Below are 16,855 nucleotides of genomic sequence, written 5' to 3' on the forward strand. Positions count from 1 at the left end.
GCCTCACGCCTTTCTCTCGTAAATGATGTAGAGGTCATTGCGGAACACTTCGGTATAGGCAGCGATCTTGTTGGACGAATACAGCTCGCCGAATGTCTTGTCGGGGGTCTTCCCGACGCGCATCACGATCCACTTGATCTGCTGACCGGGCGGATCGCTGAGGGCGGGATCCCACTTCTGGTAGCTGCCCTCGTAAACGTTGTTGGTGAGCGGCACCCTGGCGTTGAAGAGGACCGATTCATTGCCGAACGACTCGATCAATATCACTTCGCCCTTGCGGTAATTGGCAGCGAGATACTCGCTGGTCTCCCTGACGTTGCTTTCCAATCCGATGAAGAGGCTGCCTTCCCTGGCAGTGACTGCGCCGGTCGGACCGTCCGGGAAGAGGGGGATGAGCGTGACGGCGCAGGCCAAGATGAGTCCGTAAACGCGTGCGCGCGAAGGGATGAGGCTGACGAGATATCCCCCGAGGATCGCCGCGGGAATGGCCATCAGTAGACCGAACCGGACGTTGTAGATGTCGCCTGTGATCTCCGCGACGTGTAGCGGGCGCTGGCCGACAGTGAGGGCTACGGCGAAGAAGGGCGCCATCGTCAGCAAGCCGAGTGTCGGCAGGGAGTCCAGTTTCCTGCGCTTCACTACCAACATGACCACGCCCACGAACATGACGAGGACGAGGACCAGCCCGATGTTGTCCACCGTCGCATACCAGTACGTCTTGATCGCGACAATCGGGTTGCCGACCGCTTTCTCGCCCTCGCTCACCCATAGCGACGGCTTCGCATATTCGCCGTTCTGGAAATTCAGCGGATTGCCGAAGATGAGGGTGTTCCAACCTATCCAGAGCGCAATGGCGGCGCCTGCGAAGAACAGAAACGTCAGCAACACACCCTCAGCGGCGCTCCGGCCGAACTTCCGCCACGCGGCGAACAACAGCACCGCCGCCAGTACGAAGGTGACGACCCAGGCCTCGTAGCGTGTCAGGCAACCGAGAAACAGCGCGAACGCACCGGCGAAGAGGAACGGATAGCCGCGCGAATGGTCGGCTGTCTGAATCCACTTCTGCACGTAGTAGGTCGCGGCGGCGACAGTGGCGAAGAAGAGCAGTTCGGTCATCGGGGTGCTCTGCATGTAGAGCACATTGGGATTCAGAGCGAACACCAGAGTTCCGGCGACCGCGGCAGTTCGTGTATTGGTGAGATCTCGGATGATCCGGTAGATGAAGACGCAGCTGACGACGTAGCTGGCCATGCTCACCACACTGCCGGCGAAACCGCTGTAGTAGAACGAATCCACCCACACGAACGGCAGCATCAACAGGTGCGGTACCGGCAACCAGACGCCGCCCAGCTGCGCGAAGCCCGCGGTCGGGCTGTCCAGCGTGCGTGCTGCGATCTGCAGATGCGAAATCGAGTCCGCATAGCCGAGGGCGATGCCCTTGCTGACGAAGTACATGTACGCGCAGACAGAGGTGATGACAGCGAAGATCGCCACCCACCATGATGTGTGATCGGGACGGGCCGCGGGGGCTGCGGCACGGACCTTTACCGCTTCGGTGACGATCACGATGCGTCCTGTCCCGCAATTCTGATGGCGATCGCGGCAAGTGGATCGTTGACTACCGGGCCACGCTGACGAGGCCCCGCGAGTTCATGTCGAACGTTGTAGAGGTCAACGAAGGACCGGATCACCACTCTGACCTTCAGACCGGTCTGCGTGCCGTTCACGCGTGGATAGTGCGGTACAGGGACCTCGACGAACTTCTGACCGTCGCGGTAGAGCCGGGCCAGCAGCTCCGGCGAGATCGCCGCGTAATCGCTTTGCAAGCGGCCGACGACGGCTCCGATCGCTGTTCGGTGCATCAACTTGAAGCCGCAATCCACGTCGGCCGCCTGGAATTTCAACACGAGCCGGCTGATGCCGTGCCACATACGGCCCGCGGCCCTTCGCGCCAAGTTGTCGGCGCGCTTGGTGCGTACCCCTAGCACGACGTTGACGTCATGCGAGTACGCGGCCACCAACAGCAACGCCAGATCGCTCGGATTGAACTGGCCATCGGAGTCGCAAAAGGCCACCCATTCACAACCCGTCGCCAGTGCCGCGCTGAACCCCGAACGCAGCGCCCGACCGTAGCCGCCGTTGACCTCGTGTGAGACGGCCTCGACAGGGTAAGTGCTCCTGAGGTTTTCGATGACGGCGGCGGTGTCGTCGGTCGACCCGTCATCGACGATGATGACGGCTCGCTTCTCGATGCCGACCGCGTCGAAGAATTCGAATGCCTTCGTCACGACGCCGACGAGGTTGGCTGCTTCGTTGAATGCCGGCATGAACAACGCGACACTGGGCAGTGGTGTTTTAGCAATGGGCAATATCCGCATGATGCTCTTCTCCATGAACGGTCGATGAAGGTTTACGTTCGGCTTTGAACACGACGAAGTGGTTCACAAGGAAAGTCCAGACTGTGCTGGCAGCGTTCGCGACGAGCAGCGCCAGCCAGAGCCACAGACCTGTCTCACAAACCAGCCAGAAGACGGCCGCATTGATGATGCTGACCGAGATCAGCGCGCTGGTGTTGAATTTGGCCCACCGCGCAAGCAGCGATTCACCGCGCAGACGGTCGCGCCAGGTGAACACCTGACTCAGTGTGAAATTCAGCTGTGCGGAAAGAAGAAAGGCGATCAAGTCGGCACAGTAGAGATGCATGCTGTGTTCGAGACAAGCCATGAGGCCCAATTGGACTGTGTAGCAGAGCATTCCGACCGCCGCGAACCGCACGATCCGGGGGGCGAAGTTGAGGCCCGTCTCCGCTGCCACCGTTGCCATATTCCCCCCGCTTTCGATTCAGACTGCTGCCGGCGACACGGACACGTTGTCGAATACCGACGTGTTGATCATCGAGCCGTTGTGCGAGCAGACGAAGAAGCCGAACTCCGCAGCGGTTCCCAACGCGAGAACTGTTGTGCCAACTGGTGTCCACGTGGTGCCGTTCGCGGAAACGTAGGCGGTGATCACGCTGCCCGACCGGGTGAGCTTCAGCCACGCATTCGTGGGTGTGTACGGAACGGAATCGGTATTGCCTGTGAAGTTGTATTGGAATGCGACTCCGTGCTGGGGGGTGACAGCAAGTAGCGCGTAAGGCGATCCGGAGGCAGTGGACTGCTTGATCATCACACCCGATTTGGCCCAGGGATCCGTTGGTGTCTGGCTGGTGACTCGCGCGATGATCGTGCCGTCTCCCGTCAACTTCTGGTGCACGAACTGGAACTGGTCGGCGCTGCCCCAGATGTCGTTGCCTGCACCCTTTACCGTGAACGAGCCCGCCGAGTACGTGCTCGAACCAGCCACCGTGGGTGTGCCGATGTCACCTGCCTGCCACGGCGCGGGTACCGCAGGGGGCGCCGCGACACCTTGGGTCACCCGGACGTTGTCGAACGTCGCGGTGCTCAACTGCCCACCATTGTGCGATGTGACGAACAACCCGATCTGCGCATCAGCGCCGGCCGCAGCAGCGACGGTGGCCGTCCCTACTCGAGTCCACGTCTGACCGTCAACCGAGGCATAACTCGTGACCGTGTTGCCGGAACGCGTCAGCTTCAGCCATGACGCTCCCGCCGGGCCCCCGACCGAATTGTTGAAGTTGGACTGGAAGTTCACCCCGTTGCCGGGTGTGACGGCAAGCAGCGCGTATGGCGAGCCGGCGATCGTCGACTGCTTGATCATCACACCGGCCTTGGCCCACGGGTCGGTCGGTGCCTGGCCAGTGACGTGCGCGACGATCTCACCGTCACCGGACAGCGCTTGATGCACGAACTGGAACTGGTCTGCGGTGTCCCAGATGTCGTTGCCGCCACCCCTGACCGTGAACACGCCACCGGCATACGACGATGCACCTGACACGGCAGGGCCCCCGACGTCGCCGGCGGTCCACGGCGCAGGCAACACTGTCCTGGTCACCGAGACGTTGTCGAAGGTCGCGGTGCTCAACTGCGCGCCGTTGTGTGACGTGACGAACAATCCGATCTGCACGGCGGCACCCAAAGCCACTGTGGCCGTGCCTACTTGGTTCCAGCTCTGCCCATCGGTCGAAGCGAAGCTCGTCACCGTGTTGCCGGTGCGCGTGAGTTTCAGCCACGCGGTCCCTGCTGGGATCGCCGGGCCTGCCACCGAGTTGTTGAAGTTGGACTGGAAGTTCAGCCCATGGTCCGGCGTCACCGCGATCAGCGCGTACGGTGACCCGGCCGCCGTCGACTGCTTGACCATCAGGCCGGCCTTGGCCCATCCGTCAGTGACCTGCTGACTGGTGACCCGCGCGACGATCTCACCATCACCCGTCAGACCCTGATGCACGAACTGGAATTGGTCCGCCGTGCCCCAGATGTCGTTGCCGCCACCCTTGACGGTGTAGGTGCTGCCGATGATGGTGGTGCTGCCTGCGAGCGACGGGGCCCCGACGTCCTCGCTCGTCCATTCCGGGTGAGATGAAACGCTGACGTTGTCGAACGTCGAGGTGTTCAATGTGCCGTTCACATGAGAGGTGACAGCAAGGCCTGCAGTGACATTCGAGCCCATGACCACTGTGGCCTGGCCTACGAGGGTCCAGTCGGTGCCGTTAGCGGATGTGTAACCCCTGAACACGTCGCCTTGGCGCTCCAGCTTCAGCCACGCGTTGGGATACGTGTATGGCGCATTCCCGCTTTCGCCGTTGAAGTTGTACTGGAATCTGACGCCGTTGTCGGGAGTGGCGGCCAGCAGTACGTACTTGCTGTTCGGATCCGTCGACTCCTTGATGATGATTCCCGACTTGGCGAAGGGGTCGGTGTCGTCCTGCGAGGTCACCCGGGCGATGACCGTGCCGTCGCCACCGAATGACTGGTAGACATAATGGAATTCGTCGGTGTCGGCCCAGATGTCGTTGCCGGACCCGCGCACTGTGAATACGCCGTTTTGAAACGACGTGTAGCCCAACGTGGTGCGAACTCCGATGTCGCCGTCGTGCCATGGCGCAGGCGGTGTGAAGAACTTGTCGTAGTTCACTGTGTAGGTCGCATCGGCGCCTGGCGTCGTGAGAGTGTGAGTCTGGGCCTGGCCGTCAGACCAGTTGTCGAATACGAACTGTCCGTCGCTGACGAATTGCGGTGAAAGCCCGCCGATCACGCGTTCCACACCCACGACGGCTCGTTCCGTGTGCGAGCCCTTGTATGGGATGCCGTCGATGGTGAAGGATGCCTCCGGATCGCTCGCGTTGACGGTGAGATTGACGAGGTTTGGCTTTATCTCGACCGACCGCGAGGTCGATAGGCCACTGCTGTCGGTCACCGTGAGCGTCAGGATGTAGGACGTGGTGTCGATGTTGTCGGGACTGCGCGGGATGGTGATGCTTCCGGTGGGGCCGACGATGTCGTTGCGGAACGGGTGGATGTGTTCGGCGTGATGGAACACGACCGACCAGTTGTACGCGCTGGCAGGCAGCGTGCCGTCCTCGGCGTCGGAACCGATGCCGCTGAACGTGATCACATCACCGGCGTTGTACTTGGTCGCAGAGGTCGGGCTGAGGATCTGAGCGGTCGGTGCGGTACTGCCGACGACGATTCGCTTTGCGGCCTGGCCGATCTTCGCGCCGTCGCTGACTGTCAGGGTCACGTCATAGGGACCGTTGACTGTGTAGGTATGTGTCGGGTTGGTCGATGTCGACGTCGCGCCGTCGCCAAAGTTCCACGCATACGTCAGGGTCGTGTCGGGGTCCGGATCGTTGGAGCCTTGCGAGGAGAAGTTGACCGTCAACGGTGACAGACCGTTGTCGGGACTGGCGGTGATGACTGCGCTCGGCGCGCGGTTGCCGCCCGACGGGGCGATCATCGACAGCTCGCCGGGGAAGATGTTCAGTTGATAGATGTTGCCGTCGGGTCCCTGGGCAAGCTTGACGACGGTGCCGGCATTGCTGTCGAACATCTGCTCGCCGATGAAGCTGCTGTAGGTGGAGTCGAAGGTCAGCGTCTTGATCCAGCCGAGCGTGTAGTCTGCGATGAACACCTTGTTCTCATACGACGGGTCGAAAGTTGTACCGGTGTAGACCATCACGGCCGTGATCGAACCCGCGTGCGCCTCGTCTGCAGTGTGCGCGTAGGAATAGATCGGGTTCGCGAACCCGCACCCGTCACAGACTCCTTCGGCCAGCGGCCAGCCGTAATTGGCGCCAGGTGTGACGACGTCGAGTTCTTCGAAAAGGCTGCCGCCTACATCGCCTGCCATGAGCTTGCCGTCGGGTGTGAAGGTGAATCGGAACGGGTTGCGAAGTCCGTACGCCCAGATCTGGGGCAATGCCCCGGGGGTATCGACGAACGGATTGTCCGCAGGCACAGTGCCATCCGGGTTGATGCGCAGGATCTTGCCGTGGACGTTGGCGAGGTTCTGCGAATTGGGGTTGTACGTGTTCATCCCCATCGCCCAGTAGAGCTTGCCGTCGGGGCCGAAATGAATTTCTCCACCGTGGTGGAACACGTTGCCCAACTGGTCGGATTCGAGTAATACGACCTCGGACGTGGGGTCGGCGGTGTTGCCGGACACCGTGATGCGCGACAAGCGATCGTGGTTCTGCGCAGTGGTGTAGGAGACGTACAGGTAGCCGTTTTGGGTGAAATTCGGATCGACTTCGATACCGAGAAGGCCGCGTTCCTCGTCGTTGTCGGTCTGCAGCACGGCCAGGGTGATCACCGGATCGGGGTGCAGCGTTCCGTCGTAAACCTTGATGGCGCCGCCCTTTTCGGCGATGAGGATTCGGCCGTCAGGCAGGAAGCGGAAGTCAGTCGGCTGGTTGAGCCCGGACACGATGGTGGTTCTGTCGAACTCGGGATTCAAACCTTCGACGTCGGATGCGTCGAGCTCCAATTGGGTCGTCTGTCCAACGGTCGACGTTGCCCCCTGGCCGGAAAGGGCTTGGACGAGCTGTTGACGACCCCACGCCAGTAGTCCCAGAAGCGTTGGCGACTCCGGCGGAGCACCGGTGCCCGGTCCGATAGGGCCGAGTACTGTGCGGATCAAATCTGCCGCCACGGTGATCACAGTTCTGGGAATCGCCGCAATGGTGGGCATCGAATCCGCCGTTGCGGGCGCAAAGGTCGGCGTACTGAAGCCCAGGTCGGCGGTCGTACCGGCGATACGCGCGGGTGCGTCTACGGTGCCGCTCGAAAAACTCTGCACCTGCTCGACCGCATCAGCCCTGGTATAGGACGGTGCGTCGACAGCTTGCTTCCGCGCGAATCGTGTTGCGCTCGAGACAGTCCGGCGCTGGCCACGCGTAACGGCTTGACGCGGTGAGGCATCCTCAGTATTCGCGCCGCCTTTTGGCGGCACCGCGGTGTCGTGGTCGCTCGGCTGGTTCTCATCAGCGTCGGCAGCACCATCGTCGACGATTGACGTGTGCGCGCCACCGGAGCTTCGCACGATCACGCCGTCAGACGTGACCGTCTCCGTCGCCGTTGCCGATGCGCCCGGTTTGTCGCTCGTGCTGTTCGGGTCCGAGGACCCAGCGGAATTCGCCTGTGGGGCTTCGCTTGGCGTCGAGCTGTCCACCGTTGACGTCGAAGGAGACGCATTCGCCTCCGATGAGGTAGACGTGGGCGGAGAGGACCCGGTCGGGTCATCCGCCCACGCCACCCCCGGGAGGGCAACGACGGCCGCGCCTACGCCGAGCACGACCGCGAGTGCGCCCACACGTCCAATGTGTTTCGCGTACCCATTGGTTAGCGGAGTCGCCCCGCTACCGCCCCCCCATTCAGCTGGCCGGTAACTCGCGTACGAAGTGGCTGCACGCATGATCCCCCCACCGATCGGCCCGATATTCAGCAGCAGTCAATATTTGCTACTGAATAGTGGCACCAAATTGTCAGCAACGTGAGATATCTATCGCCCATGGGGTGGCAAGATCTTGCTTTTGCAACGACTACCATGTGAGACCGCAATGGCCTGACATCGGCTTTAGCGTAGTTGAGCTGGTTTTTGTCTCGACAAGCGCATCAAATGACAAACACAACTGGCGTCAATATTGCTGTGCCATGTCCGCCATGGCGCTCGGGCCTCAGTGCCGGTACAGCGAATGTCTAGGTGACCTTTACCAATTTGCTAGCAACAATACAAAGGCCCGGTTAGGCATATTCGCACCCGTCCTGTAAAGGATGCACAGGTGAATTCTGGGTAACTCTCCTGCCACTGCAGGGAAGGTCAATGCTGCGGAGACGAGTGACCGGCCGCCTCGCAAACGCGACGACCAGCCCAGCGGCCACACAAGTGGATGTGCTCCTCGCACCTTCGCCGACCGTCAGGCGCTGAAAACCCTTCGCAGCGCGACGAATCGGATCAACGTCGCCACCAGGTTCGCCCCGACGAGCACCGACAGCTCCACAACCCTGCCGACGGTCGGGTCGAATCGATGCAGCACGAACAGCGAGCCGCTGGTGATGGCCAGACAGAACGCGAACACCACCAAGCCATTCAACTGATGACGAGCAACGCCAGTACGCCCACGGATGCCGAACGTGAAGGCCCGGTTGGCCGCGGTGTTGGCGATCGCGGTCAACAACAACGCGGTGAGGTTCGCGGCCTGTGCGCCCATCACGGGGTGAAGCAGCAGATACAGCAGGGCGAAGGCGAGCGTGCTCGCGATGCCGACGATGCCGAACCGCACCATCTGCCCGACCATGCCGCGCGGTACGCCGGCCACCAGCGGCTCGCGGCCGAGGCTGCGCTGCAGCTCGCGGATCGGCAGCTCGCCGGTCGCCAGCGCCCTGCCCACCCGCCAACAGCCCTTGAGGTCGTTGATCGCAGTGCGAACGATGTCGACCCGCGAATCCGGATCGTCGACCCAGTCGACCGGAACTTCGTGGATGCGCAGCCCGGCACGCTCGGCGATCACCAGCAGCTCGGTGTCGAAGAACCATCCGGTGTCGGCGACGTGCGGCAGCAGTTGGCGTGCGACGTCGGCACGCACGGCCTTGAAACCGCACTGCGCGTCGGAGAACTTGGCGCCGAGCACACCGCGCAGAATCAAATTGTAACTGCGAGAGACGAATTCGCGCTTGGGCCCGCGCACCACACGCGATGACGCCGCCAGCCGTGAGCCGATCGCGACGTCGGAGTGACCCGAAATGAGCGGCGCTACAAGGGGCATCAACGCTGACAGATCGGTGGACAGGTCGACGTCCATGTAGGCGACCACGTCGGCGTCGGAAGCCATCCACGCGGTGTACAGCGCACCGCCGCGGCCCTTGGCGTCGAGGTGGATGACGTCGACGTCGGCCAGCTCGTCAGCCAACGAGTGCGCAACGGCCAGCGTGGTGTCCGTGCTCGCGTTGTCGGCGATCGTGATTCGCGACGGGTAGGGCACCTCGGTGGCCAGGAAGTGATGCAGCCGGCGGACGCTTCCCGGAAGATCGCGCTCCTCGTTGTAGACGGGAATCACGATGTCGAGGACGCAGCTGCGCGTCGAACGTGGCGCCGCCTCGGCCGTGGGGGAAGCCACCAGGTCAGTCACGATGTCGAGCGTCTCTAAATAGGCTGCTACCCCACTGCGCCCTACCTGGGAGCTTGCTGGAATGCTCATCGGCATGTCGACCGTTTTCACCAAGATCATCAACGGGGAAATACCGGGCCGGTTCGTCTACGAGGACGACGATGTGGTCGCCTTCCTGACGATCGCGCCGATCACGCAGGGCCACACGCTGGTGGTGCCGCGCGCCGAGATCGACCAGTGGCAGGACGTCGACGCCCCCGAGTTCAACCGGGTGATGGCCGTCTCGCAGCTGATCGGCAAGGCCGTCTGCAAGGCATTCGACGTCGAGCGCGCGGGGCTGATCATCGCTGGGCTCGAGGTGCCGCACTTACACGTGCACGTCTTCCCGGCCCGCAACCTGAGCGACTTCGGCTTCGCCAACGCCGATCAGAACCCTTCGGCCGAATCACTCGATGAGGCACAGTCGAAGATCAAAGCGGCGCTGAACGAATTGGCTTGAGCCTCAACTGACCTGAGCGGGCACGTCGGCGATTCGCGGCAGGTTGACCTTGAATCGACAGCCCTCGCCCGGCGCCGTGACGACGCTGACGGAGCCACCGTGGGCGTGAACCAGCGAGTCGACGATCGAAAGGCCCAGGCCGGTGCCGCCGCTGGCGCGGGCGCGTGACGAGTCGGCGCGGTAGAACCGCTCGAACACCCGGTGCGCGTCGTCCTTGCTCATGCCGGGCCCCTCATCGCACACCTCGAGCACCGCGTTGTCCCCGTTGGTGCCGACCCGCACCGTGATGCCTGCGGTGTCGGGGGTGTGCTGCAGCGCGTTGGCGACAAGATTGCCCAGCACCTGGCGCAGCCTGGCCTCGTCGCCAAGTACTTCCGGCGTGCCAGGCCCGTCGAACACCTCCATCGTGATCTTGCGTGCCGGTGGCGCGATCGACTGCGCGTCGTGCACGGCGTCGGTGGCGATGGCCAGCAGGTCGACGCGGTGACGGTCCAGCGGGCGCTGCTGGTCGAGGCGGGCCAGCAGCAGCAGGTCCTCGACGAGCAGACCCATGCGACGGGATTCGCTCTCGATGCGGTTCATCAGCATCTCGACGTCGTTGGCTGCGCCCTGCCGGTACAACTCGGCGAAACCGCGGATGGTGGTCAGCGGGGTGCGCAACTCATGGCTGGCGTCGGTGATGAATCGCCGCATCCGGTCCTCGGAGGTGCGCGCCGCCTCGGCCGACGACTCCGACGACGCCACGGCCCGCTGGATCTGCGCGAGCATTCCGTTCAGCGCGGCCGACAACCGGCCCACCTCCGTGCGCGGATCCCGTTCTGGGACACGACGATCCAGCTGTCCGGCGGCGATAGCCGCCGCGGTGCGCTCCACCTCCACCAGTGGCCGCAGGCTGCGATGCACCACCCAATACCCGACGACACCGAGCACCAGCAGCACCGCACCGCCGATACCGAGCTGCGCGTAAATCAGCGCCCGCACGGTCGTCTGGACATCGGACAGGTCGATCGCGACGGTGGTCAGCTCGCCGCGGATTCCGCGCACACTCATCGCCCGCCACTGCACGTTCGAGTGGTCGATCGAGCCGACGGTCACCGGCACCGGCCCCACGTCGTTGTCGGCCGGTAGCGCGGGCTCGGCCGCGCGGTCGTTGACCGCCATCCAGATGCGGCCGTCGGGATCGATGCCGCGCACGTAGAAGTTGGACGGCGGCCTGGCCGGGTTGGGGCCCTCGATCGGCGGGGCGGGCATTCGTCGTGGGGCCTGCGCCCAGCTGCGGGAGGCGTCGAGCAGCGTCTCGTCGACGCGGTTGGTCAGGTCGTGGCGCAGGATCGTGGTGACGGCGATGCCGGACGCCAGCAGGCCGCCGGCCACCAGCACAAGGGTGGCGGCGACCAGCCCGACTCTTAGGGGTATGCCTCGCCCGCGCAGGACCGCCATCCCCCTATTCTCGCGAACTTGCTAGCGCGGTTCACGCAGGACGTACCCGACGCCCCGCAATGTGTGCAGCAGCCGCTTCTCGCCGGTGTCGATCTTGCGCCGCAGATAGGACACATAGGATTCGACGACGTTGACGTCGCCGCCGAAGTCGTAGCGCCAGACGTGGTCGAGGATCTTGGGCTTCGACAGCACCGTGCCTGCATTGATGATGAAGTAGCGCAGCAGCGTGAACTCCGTCGGCGACAGCGAAACGGGCTCGCCGGCCTTCCAGACCTCGTGGGTGTCCTCGTCGAGCTCGATGTCGGCGAAGGTGAGCCGGGCGTTGCGGGGTTCCTCGACGCCGCGGCCGGACCGGCGAAGGATCACCCGCAGCCGCGCCACCACCTCTTCGAGGGAAAACGGCTTGGTGACATAGTCGTCGCCGCCAAGCGTCAAGCCCGCGATCTTGTCCTGCAGGGAGTCGCGGGCGGTCAGGAACAACGCCGGGGAATCGATGCCGTCCGCGCGCAGCCTGCGCAGCAACCCGAAGCCGTCCATGCCCGGCATCATCACGTCGAGGATGACCGCATCGGGCCGTACTTCACGCGCCTTGTCCAGCGCCGCGGGCCCATTGGACGCGGTGTGGACCTCGAAACCTTGGAACTTCAGGCTCACCGACAGGAGCTCGACGATATTGGTCTCGTCGTCCACGACGAGAACCCGCGCCTCTGGAGTGTTGTCAGGTAATGCAGCCATCGCCATTCCGCTAATGTCCACGACTTCACTTGGAATCATGCTGCATGAAGCCTGTCAACTCCCTGTGAGTTTGTTTTCAGGCGCTACGCGGAAGCCTCAGGTGCGCCGACGCTACACCCATAGACTGAGCCCATGAACCTCGGCAAAGCGCTGACGGATCTCGCCACCACGCCGGTACGCGTCGGTATCGCGGTCGCGGAAACCGGTCTCGACATCGCCAAGAGCGCGCTGGGGCAGGCCCAATCGGGGTCCGGATCGGTGGCCCACATCCTCGGCATCGACGACGCCGTCGAACGCGCGAACCGGCTGGCCAGGCTGATGGATGCCGATCAACCGCTCGGCCGCGCGCTCGCGCCGGACGGTCCCGTGGATCGCCTGCTTCAGCCCGGTGGCTTGGTCGACCGGCTGACCGCGCCGGGAGGTGTGCTGGACCGGGCCACGCAGGAGAACAGTGGCCTGATGCGCGCGATCGAACCGGGCGGACTGATCGATCAGCTCCTCGCCGAGGACGGGTTGGTCAACCGGGTGCTCGCAGAAGACGGCGTGGCCGATCGGCTTCTCGCCGAAGGTGGCGTGATCGACACCCTCACCGCGAAGAATGGTCCGCTCGAGCAGCTCGCGATGGTCGCGGACACACTCAACCGGCTGACGCCCGGACTCGAGGCGTTGGAGCCGACGATCGAAGCGCTGCGGGAGGCCGTGATCACGCTGAGCCAGGTGGTCAATCCACTGAGCAACATCGCCGACCGCATCCCGTTCCCGGGCCGCAGGCCGAGAAGCCGGCCGTCGTCGCGGACGGTGCCGTCGCAGCGGATCATCGAAGCCGAGGAGTGACCTCAGCCCTCCGCTTCGACGACCTCGATGCTCTTCGAGATGCTCTCCGGAGCCGGAGGGTGCTCGTCGTCCTGCCACTCCTGAAGCAATAGGACGACGGCGCCGCGCAAGATACGGACGTATTCATCGACATCGCCGGACTGCTTGTATGACTCGATCCTGGCTGCGACCTCGGGCGCCACTGGTTTCAGTGCCGTGGCGATGCTGAGGCCAAGGCGGCCCTCGGTGCTGGCACTTTTGTCGAGGAGCGTCAGCAGCTGCTCGACCTCCGGCCGGGCCAGGCCCGGATAGATCCGGGAGAAGTCATCGAGCAGGTCGTCTTTGACACTCACGGGCAGCGGACTTCCCGAACCGGCGACCCGATAAACTCTTAGCCCGCAGGCCTCCTTAGCTCAGTGGTAGAGCGTTCGCCTTGTAAGCGGAATGTCATCGGTTCAATCCCGATAGGAGGCTCCACTTGGCGGCGCTGGTTGTCGGTAGCCAGCCGTAGCGTCACTCGCATGAGACAGTGTCGCGGTTGCGGTTCAGTTCTCTTGAAACGCAGCCAAAAGATCTACTGCAGCAACGCATGTCAGGCGTCGGTCCGCCGCGACAACGGTACGAAGCGGTGGCTCGAGTCCGGCGATGCGGTCGTCGCCACTTCCCGCGGTCACTACATCCGGATGTATCTCGTAGCCGCTCAGTCGGGCTGCTGCGCGATCTGCGGCGGCGCCAGCACCTGGCTTGGCCTGCCCCTGGCGTTCGTGTTGGACCACATCGATGGGGACCCGACCAACAATCGACGGGACAACCTGCGGCTGGTCTGTCCGAACTGCGACTCGCAGCTGCCGACCTATAAGAGTCGGAACCGCGGCAGCGGGCGCCATTACCGCCGGCAGCGATACGCCGACGGCCAGTCGTACTGAACTCGCGACTCTCCTTGGCGCGAAATCACTGCGACACCGACGTTTGCGGCGCCGACGCCCGATAATGCGACCGTGGTCGCGGAGCTGATCGAGCGCGAAGGCCAACTGGCGGCTGGCGCCGCATTGATACGGCAGGCGCTGGAGGGCGCCGGCAACCTGCTCGTCGTCGAGGGCCTTGCGGGTACCGGCAAAACTCGGCTGCTGACTGAGCTTGTCGCGATCGCCCGGGCGCAGCCGATGGCGATCCTGACGGCCGCGGGCGGTGAGCTCGAAATGGACGTGACTTACGGGATCGCCCGCCAGTTGTTCGAGCGACGGCTGCACGACGCCCCGGCCACTGAGCGGCATCGGCTGCTGTCGGGTGCGGCGAAGCTGGCACAGGCCGCGGTGGTTCCGGATACGGATGTCGAGTTCTCGCCGGCCACCGGCGTCGATCACGGTCTGTACTGGCTTGTCGCGAACATCGAGTCCGACGGGCCGCTCGTCCTGGTCGTCGACGACGCGCAGTGGGCCGACGCGGAGTCGCTGCGGTTCCTGCTGTACCTGGCGCGCCGCGTCGGATCGCTGCGCGTGCTGATCGTGGTCGCGATCCGCACGGGCGAACTGCCCGCGGACCCCGCGCTGATCCGCCACCTGCGCGCCCAAGCGGTCCGGACCATCGTCGTCGAGCCGCTCAGCGAGGCCGGCAGCGAAGCGCTGTTACGCGCACGCTTCGACGGCGCGCTGCCGACCGCGGTCGCGCGGGCCTGCCACCGCGTATCGGGTGGCAACCCGTTCTTCCTCGGGCAGGTCGCGGACGCGCTGCCGGACGCCCAAGGTGTCGACGAGCGGGCCCTGATCGAGCGGGTGGACACGCTCGTGCCGGACGAGGTCCGCGTGTCGATTCTGCTGCGCCTCAGTCGAATTGGTGACGACACCCGCCGGCTGGCCGAGGCGTTGGCGGTGGCAGGCGACGGCGTGTCGGCGCAGGTTCTGGCGGCAATGGTCCAGCGGCCGGCACCCGCGACGGCTGGCATGCTCGATGACCTGGTGCGCGCCGGGATCGCCGCGCCCGGCGAACCGGCGCGCGTCGTCCATCCCGTCGTGCGCACTGCGATCTATCACGACATCCGCCCCGACCGGCGCGAGTGGCTGCATGCCGCTGCGGCCGCCGCGCTGCGCGCCGCTGCGGCGCCGGTCGAGGAGGTCGCCCACCATCTCGGACTCACCAGCCCGGCCGGCGACGAGGGGGTGGCCAGTACGTTGCGCGCTGCCGGCGAGCGTGCCCTGGCGCGTGGCGCGACCCAAACGGCGACCGCAATGCTGCGTCGGGCGCTCACGGAGCCGCCTGCGCCAGCGGATCTCGCCGCGGTGCTCGTCGCGCTCGGCGAGTCCGAGTTCCGCAGCGGCGCAAACGCGGAGACACTCGGGCATCTCGAGCAGGCGCTGCAATTGCGGCCCGACAGTCAGCTGTCCGTGCGGGCGGCGGTCACGCTCGCGTCGGCGCTGTTCGCGCAGGGCCGCGTCGGTGAAGCGTTCTCGGCACTCGAACGCGAGGGCAGGCGAATCGGCGGCGCCGGCACGCTGCGGCTCGACACCGAGCGCGTATTGCTCGCCAACTGGATCCGAGATTCGACACAGCCACCGTGGCGCGACGCGTTGCTCGCAGACTTCCGCCGCCTGCAAGGCGCCACGCCCGAGGAGCGTTTCGCGCTCGTGCAGGCCGCCATTGGACAGGCCTTCGACCCCGGTTCCGATAGCGAGTCGGCGGCGGCACTCGCCCGCCGCGCGATCGGCGATGGCGCCCTGATCGCGGAGTTTCCCGTCGACAACGTTGGCGGCGCTCAAGCCACCTACGTGCTGGTGATGGCCGAGGATCTCGAAGTCGCCGAGACGGAGATCGCGGCGCTGCTGGCGCGGGCGCGAGAGCGCGGATCGGTCGCCGAGTTGTTGCAGGCGTCCATGCTCGCCGGCCAGGTTGCACTGGCACGGGGCCGACTCGCGTCGGCGGCGGCGGACTTCGAGGTCGGACTCAACGCGGCGCTGTCCCTTGGCGAATCGCCCATCGCACACCGCTCGATCGCGTTTGCCTCGAGCTGGCTGATCGAGGCGCTGCTGGGCCGGGGCCAGGTCGACGCCGCGCGCAAGGTGCTCGAAGGCGTCCAGGCCCTCGACGCCTTCGAGCGACCCGAGCTCGTGTGGGCGCGAGCGGGGCGCGGCTGGGTGCGGCTCCTCGTCGATCAGGACGCCGACGGCGCCGCCGCTGACTTCCTGGCTTTCGGCGACGCCGCGCTCGCCGGCGGCTATGAGGAGCGCGGCGCACTGTGGCGGCTGTGGGCCGCGCAAGCATTGGCTGCGGCGGGCGCGGGCGAGCGCGCGGCCGCGCTGGCCGACGAGCAGTTGACGATCGCCCGCGCGTGGGGCGCGCCCGGGGGCCTGGGTATGGCGCTTCGCGTGCGCGCGGCCGTCGACCCGTACGGCGACGGGGGTCCGACGCTCGACCGCGCCATCGCGTCGTTGCGCGACTCCACTTATCGCCTCGAGCTCGCGCGGGCGCTTGTCGATCGCGGACGGCTGCTGCGACGCGACGGGCGGCGCGTCGCAGCGCGGTCGCTGTTCGAGGAGGGCATGGAACTCGGCGCGCGGTGTGAGGCGGCGCCGCTTGTGGAAGCCGCGCGCGCCGAACTCGTCGTGCTCGGCGCGCGACCACGACGACTGATGGTCTCCGGTGTGGAGGCGCTGACGGCGGCTGAGCGCCGCGTGGCCGACCTGGCTGCCACGGGCCTCGCCAACCGCGAGATCGCGCAGACGTTGTTCGTGACCGAGAAGACCATCGAGGCCCATCTGCACCGAGTGTTCCGCAAGCTCGCGATCCGATCGCGCCGGCAACTGCCGACGCTGCTCGCCGAGGCGGGACCCTAACACAAAAGATCAGGGTGCCGATCCTGATGACGGTCG

12 protein-coding genes and 1 tRNA gene are annotated in these 16,855 nt (G+C 65.0%); 5 read left to right on the plus strand and 8 right to left on the minus strand.

The annotated features are described in order from the left end of the window. Positions 1 to 3: 3 nt before the first annotated feature. From J3E61_RS05365 to J3E61_RS05385, 5 genes are all read right to left on the minus strand, one after another. Positions 4 to 1,566, minus strand: coding sequence for a glycosyltransferase family 39 protein (locus tag J3E61_RS05365; protein ID WP_210082865.1), 1,563 nt, complete (start codon positions 1,564 to 1,566; stop codon positions 4 to 6). After that, complete coding sequence (locus tag J3E61_RS05370) at positions 1,563 to 2,378, minus strand: glycosyltransferase family 2 protein (RefSeq protein WP_210082866.1); 816 nt, start codon at positions 2,376 to 2,378, stop codon at positions 1,563 to 1,565. The genes J3E61_RS05365 and J3E61_RS05370 overlap by 4 nt, the downstream gene beginning before the upstream one ends. After that, positions 2,356 to 2,814 carry a GtrA family protein gene (locus J3E61_RS05375; protein WP_210082867.1) on the minus strand — a complete coding sequence of 153 codons (459 nt, stop codon included), beginning with the start codon at positions 2,812 to 2,814 and terminating at the stop codon, positions 2,356 to 2,358. The genes J3E61_RS05370 and J3E61_RS05375 overlap by 23 nt, the downstream gene beginning before the upstream one ends. A 27-nt stretch (positions 2,815 to 2,841) precedes the next feature. Beyond that, positions 2,842 to 7,089 (minus strand): PQQ-dependent sugar dehydrogenase, encoded by a 4,248-nt coding sequence (locus tag J3E61_RS05380; protein WP_210085441.1) that lies wholly within the window; start codon positions 7,087 to 7,089, stop codon positions 2,842 to 2,844. Positions 7,090 to 8,314: 1,225 nt separating this feature from the next. After that, the gene (locus J3E61_RS05385; RefSeq protein WP_210082868.1) at positions 8,315 to 9,526 is read right to left on the minus strand and encodes a bifunctional glycosyltransferase family 2/GtrA family protein; all 1,212 of its coding nucleotides are present in this window, start codon (positions 9,524 to 9,526) and stop codon (positions 8,315 to 8,317) included. 73 nt (positions 9,527 to 9,599) lie between these two features. Here J3E61_RS05385 and J3E61_RS05390 point away from each other — a divergent pair, with 73 nt between their 5' ends. Further along, positions 9,600 to 10,004, plus strand: coding sequence for an HIT family protein (locus J3E61_RS05390; RefSeq protein ID WP_210082869.1), 405 nt, complete (start codon positions 9,600 to 9,602; stop codon positions 10,002 to 10,004). Positions 10,005 to 10,007: 3 nt separating this feature from the next. On the opposite strand, the gene J3E61_RS05395 is transcribed toward J3E61_RS05390, so the two are convergent. Next, complete coding sequence (locus J3E61_RS05395; RefSeq protein WP_192724248.1) at positions 10,008 to 11,444, minus strand: HAMP domain-containing protein; 1,437 nt, start codon at positions 11,442 to 11,444, stop codon at positions 10,008 to 10,010. Between the two features lie 21 nt (positions 11,445 to 11,465). Next, positions 11,466 to 12,185: a response regulator gene (locus J3E61_RS05400; RefSeq protein ID WP_192725189.1), complete on the minus strand. Its 720-nt coding sequence runs from the start codon at positions 12,183 to 12,185 to the stop codon at positions 11,466 to 11,468. Positions 12,186 to 12,311: 126 nt separating this feature from the next. Here J3E61_RS05400 and J3E61_RS05405 point away from each other — a divergent pair, with 126 nt between their 5' ends. Continuing rightward, on the plus strand, positions 12,312 to 13,013 hold the full coding sequence (locus J3E61_RS05405) for a hypothetical protein (protein ID WP_210082870.1): 702 nt from the start codon (positions 12,312 to 12,314) through the stop codon (positions 13,011 to 13,013). A gap of 2 nt (positions 13,014 to 13,015) precedes the next feature. Here J3E61_RS05405 and J3E61_RS05410 read toward each other — a convergent pair whose 3' ends face one another. Continuing rightward, positions 13,016 to 13,345: a hypothetical protein gene (locus tag J3E61_RS05410; RefSeq protein ID WP_210082871.1), complete on the minus strand. Its 330-nt coding sequence runs from the start codon at positions 13,343 to 13,345 to the stop codon at positions 13,016 to 13,018. A 49-nt stretch (positions 13,346 to 13,394) separates the two neighbouring features. Here J3E61_RS05410 and J3E61_RS05415 point away from each other — a divergent pair. The 3 genes from J3E61_RS05415 to J3E61_RS05425 all read left to right on the plus strand — a co-directional run bounded on the left by J3E61_RS05415 (position 13,395) and on the right by J3E61_RS05425 (position 16,819). Continuing rightward, positions 13,395 to 13,469, plus strand: a tRNA-Thr gene (locus J3E61_RS05415). Between the two features lie 44 nt (positions 13,470 to 13,513). Then, positions 13,514 to 13,918 (plus strand): HNH endonuclease, encoded by a 405-nt coding sequence (locus J3E61_RS05420; RefSeq protein ID WP_210082872.1) that lies wholly within the window; start codon positions 13,514 to 13,516, stop codon positions 13,916 to 13,918. Between the two features lie 72 nt (positions 13,919 to 13,990). After that, the gene (locus tag J3E61_RS05425; RefSeq protein WP_210082873.1) at positions 13,991 to 16,819 is read left to right on the plus strand and encodes an AAA family ATPase; all 2,829 of its coding nucleotides are present in this window, start codon (positions 13,991 to 13,993) and stop codon (positions 16,817 to 16,819) included. Positions 16,820 to 16,855 lie beyond the last annotated feature (36 nt).

Source organism: Mycobacterium sp. OAE908 (genome assembly GCF_017872775.1).
Lineage (GTDB): Bacteria > Actinomycetota > Actinomycetes > Mycobacteriales > Mycobacteriaceae > Mycobacterium.

Bases quoted from the DNA above. Each gene is read 5' to 3' on its own strand.
- J3E61_RS05370 (WP_210082866.1), bottom strand. From the start codon at position 2,378: ATGCGGATATTGCCCATTGCTAAAACACCACTGCCCAGTGTCGCGTTG.
- J3E61_RS05380 (WP_210085441.1), bottom strand. From the start codon at position 7,089: ATGCCCACCATTGCGGCGATTCCCAGAACTGTGATCACCGTGGCGGCA.
- J3E61_RS05390 (WP_210082869.1), top strand. From the start codon at position 9,600: ATGTCGACCGTTTTCACCAAGATCATCAACGGGGAAATACCGGGCCGG.
- J3E61_RS05395 (WP_192724248.1), bottom strand. From the start codon at position 11,444: ATGGCGGTCCTGCGCGGGCGAGGCATACCCCTAAGAGTCGGGCTGGTC.
- J3E61_RS05400 (WP_192725189.1), bottom strand. From the start codon at position 12,185: ATGGCGATGGCTGCATTACCTGACAACACTCCAGAGGCGCGGGTTCTC.
- J3E61_RS05405 (WP_210082870.1), top strand. From the start codon at position 12,312: ATGAACCTCGGCAAAGCGCTGACGGATCTCGCCACCACGCCGGTACGC.
- J3E61_RS05420 (WP_210082872.1), top strand. From the start codon at position 13,514: ATGAGACAGTGTCGCGGTTGCGGTTCAGTTCTCTTGAAACGCAGCCAA.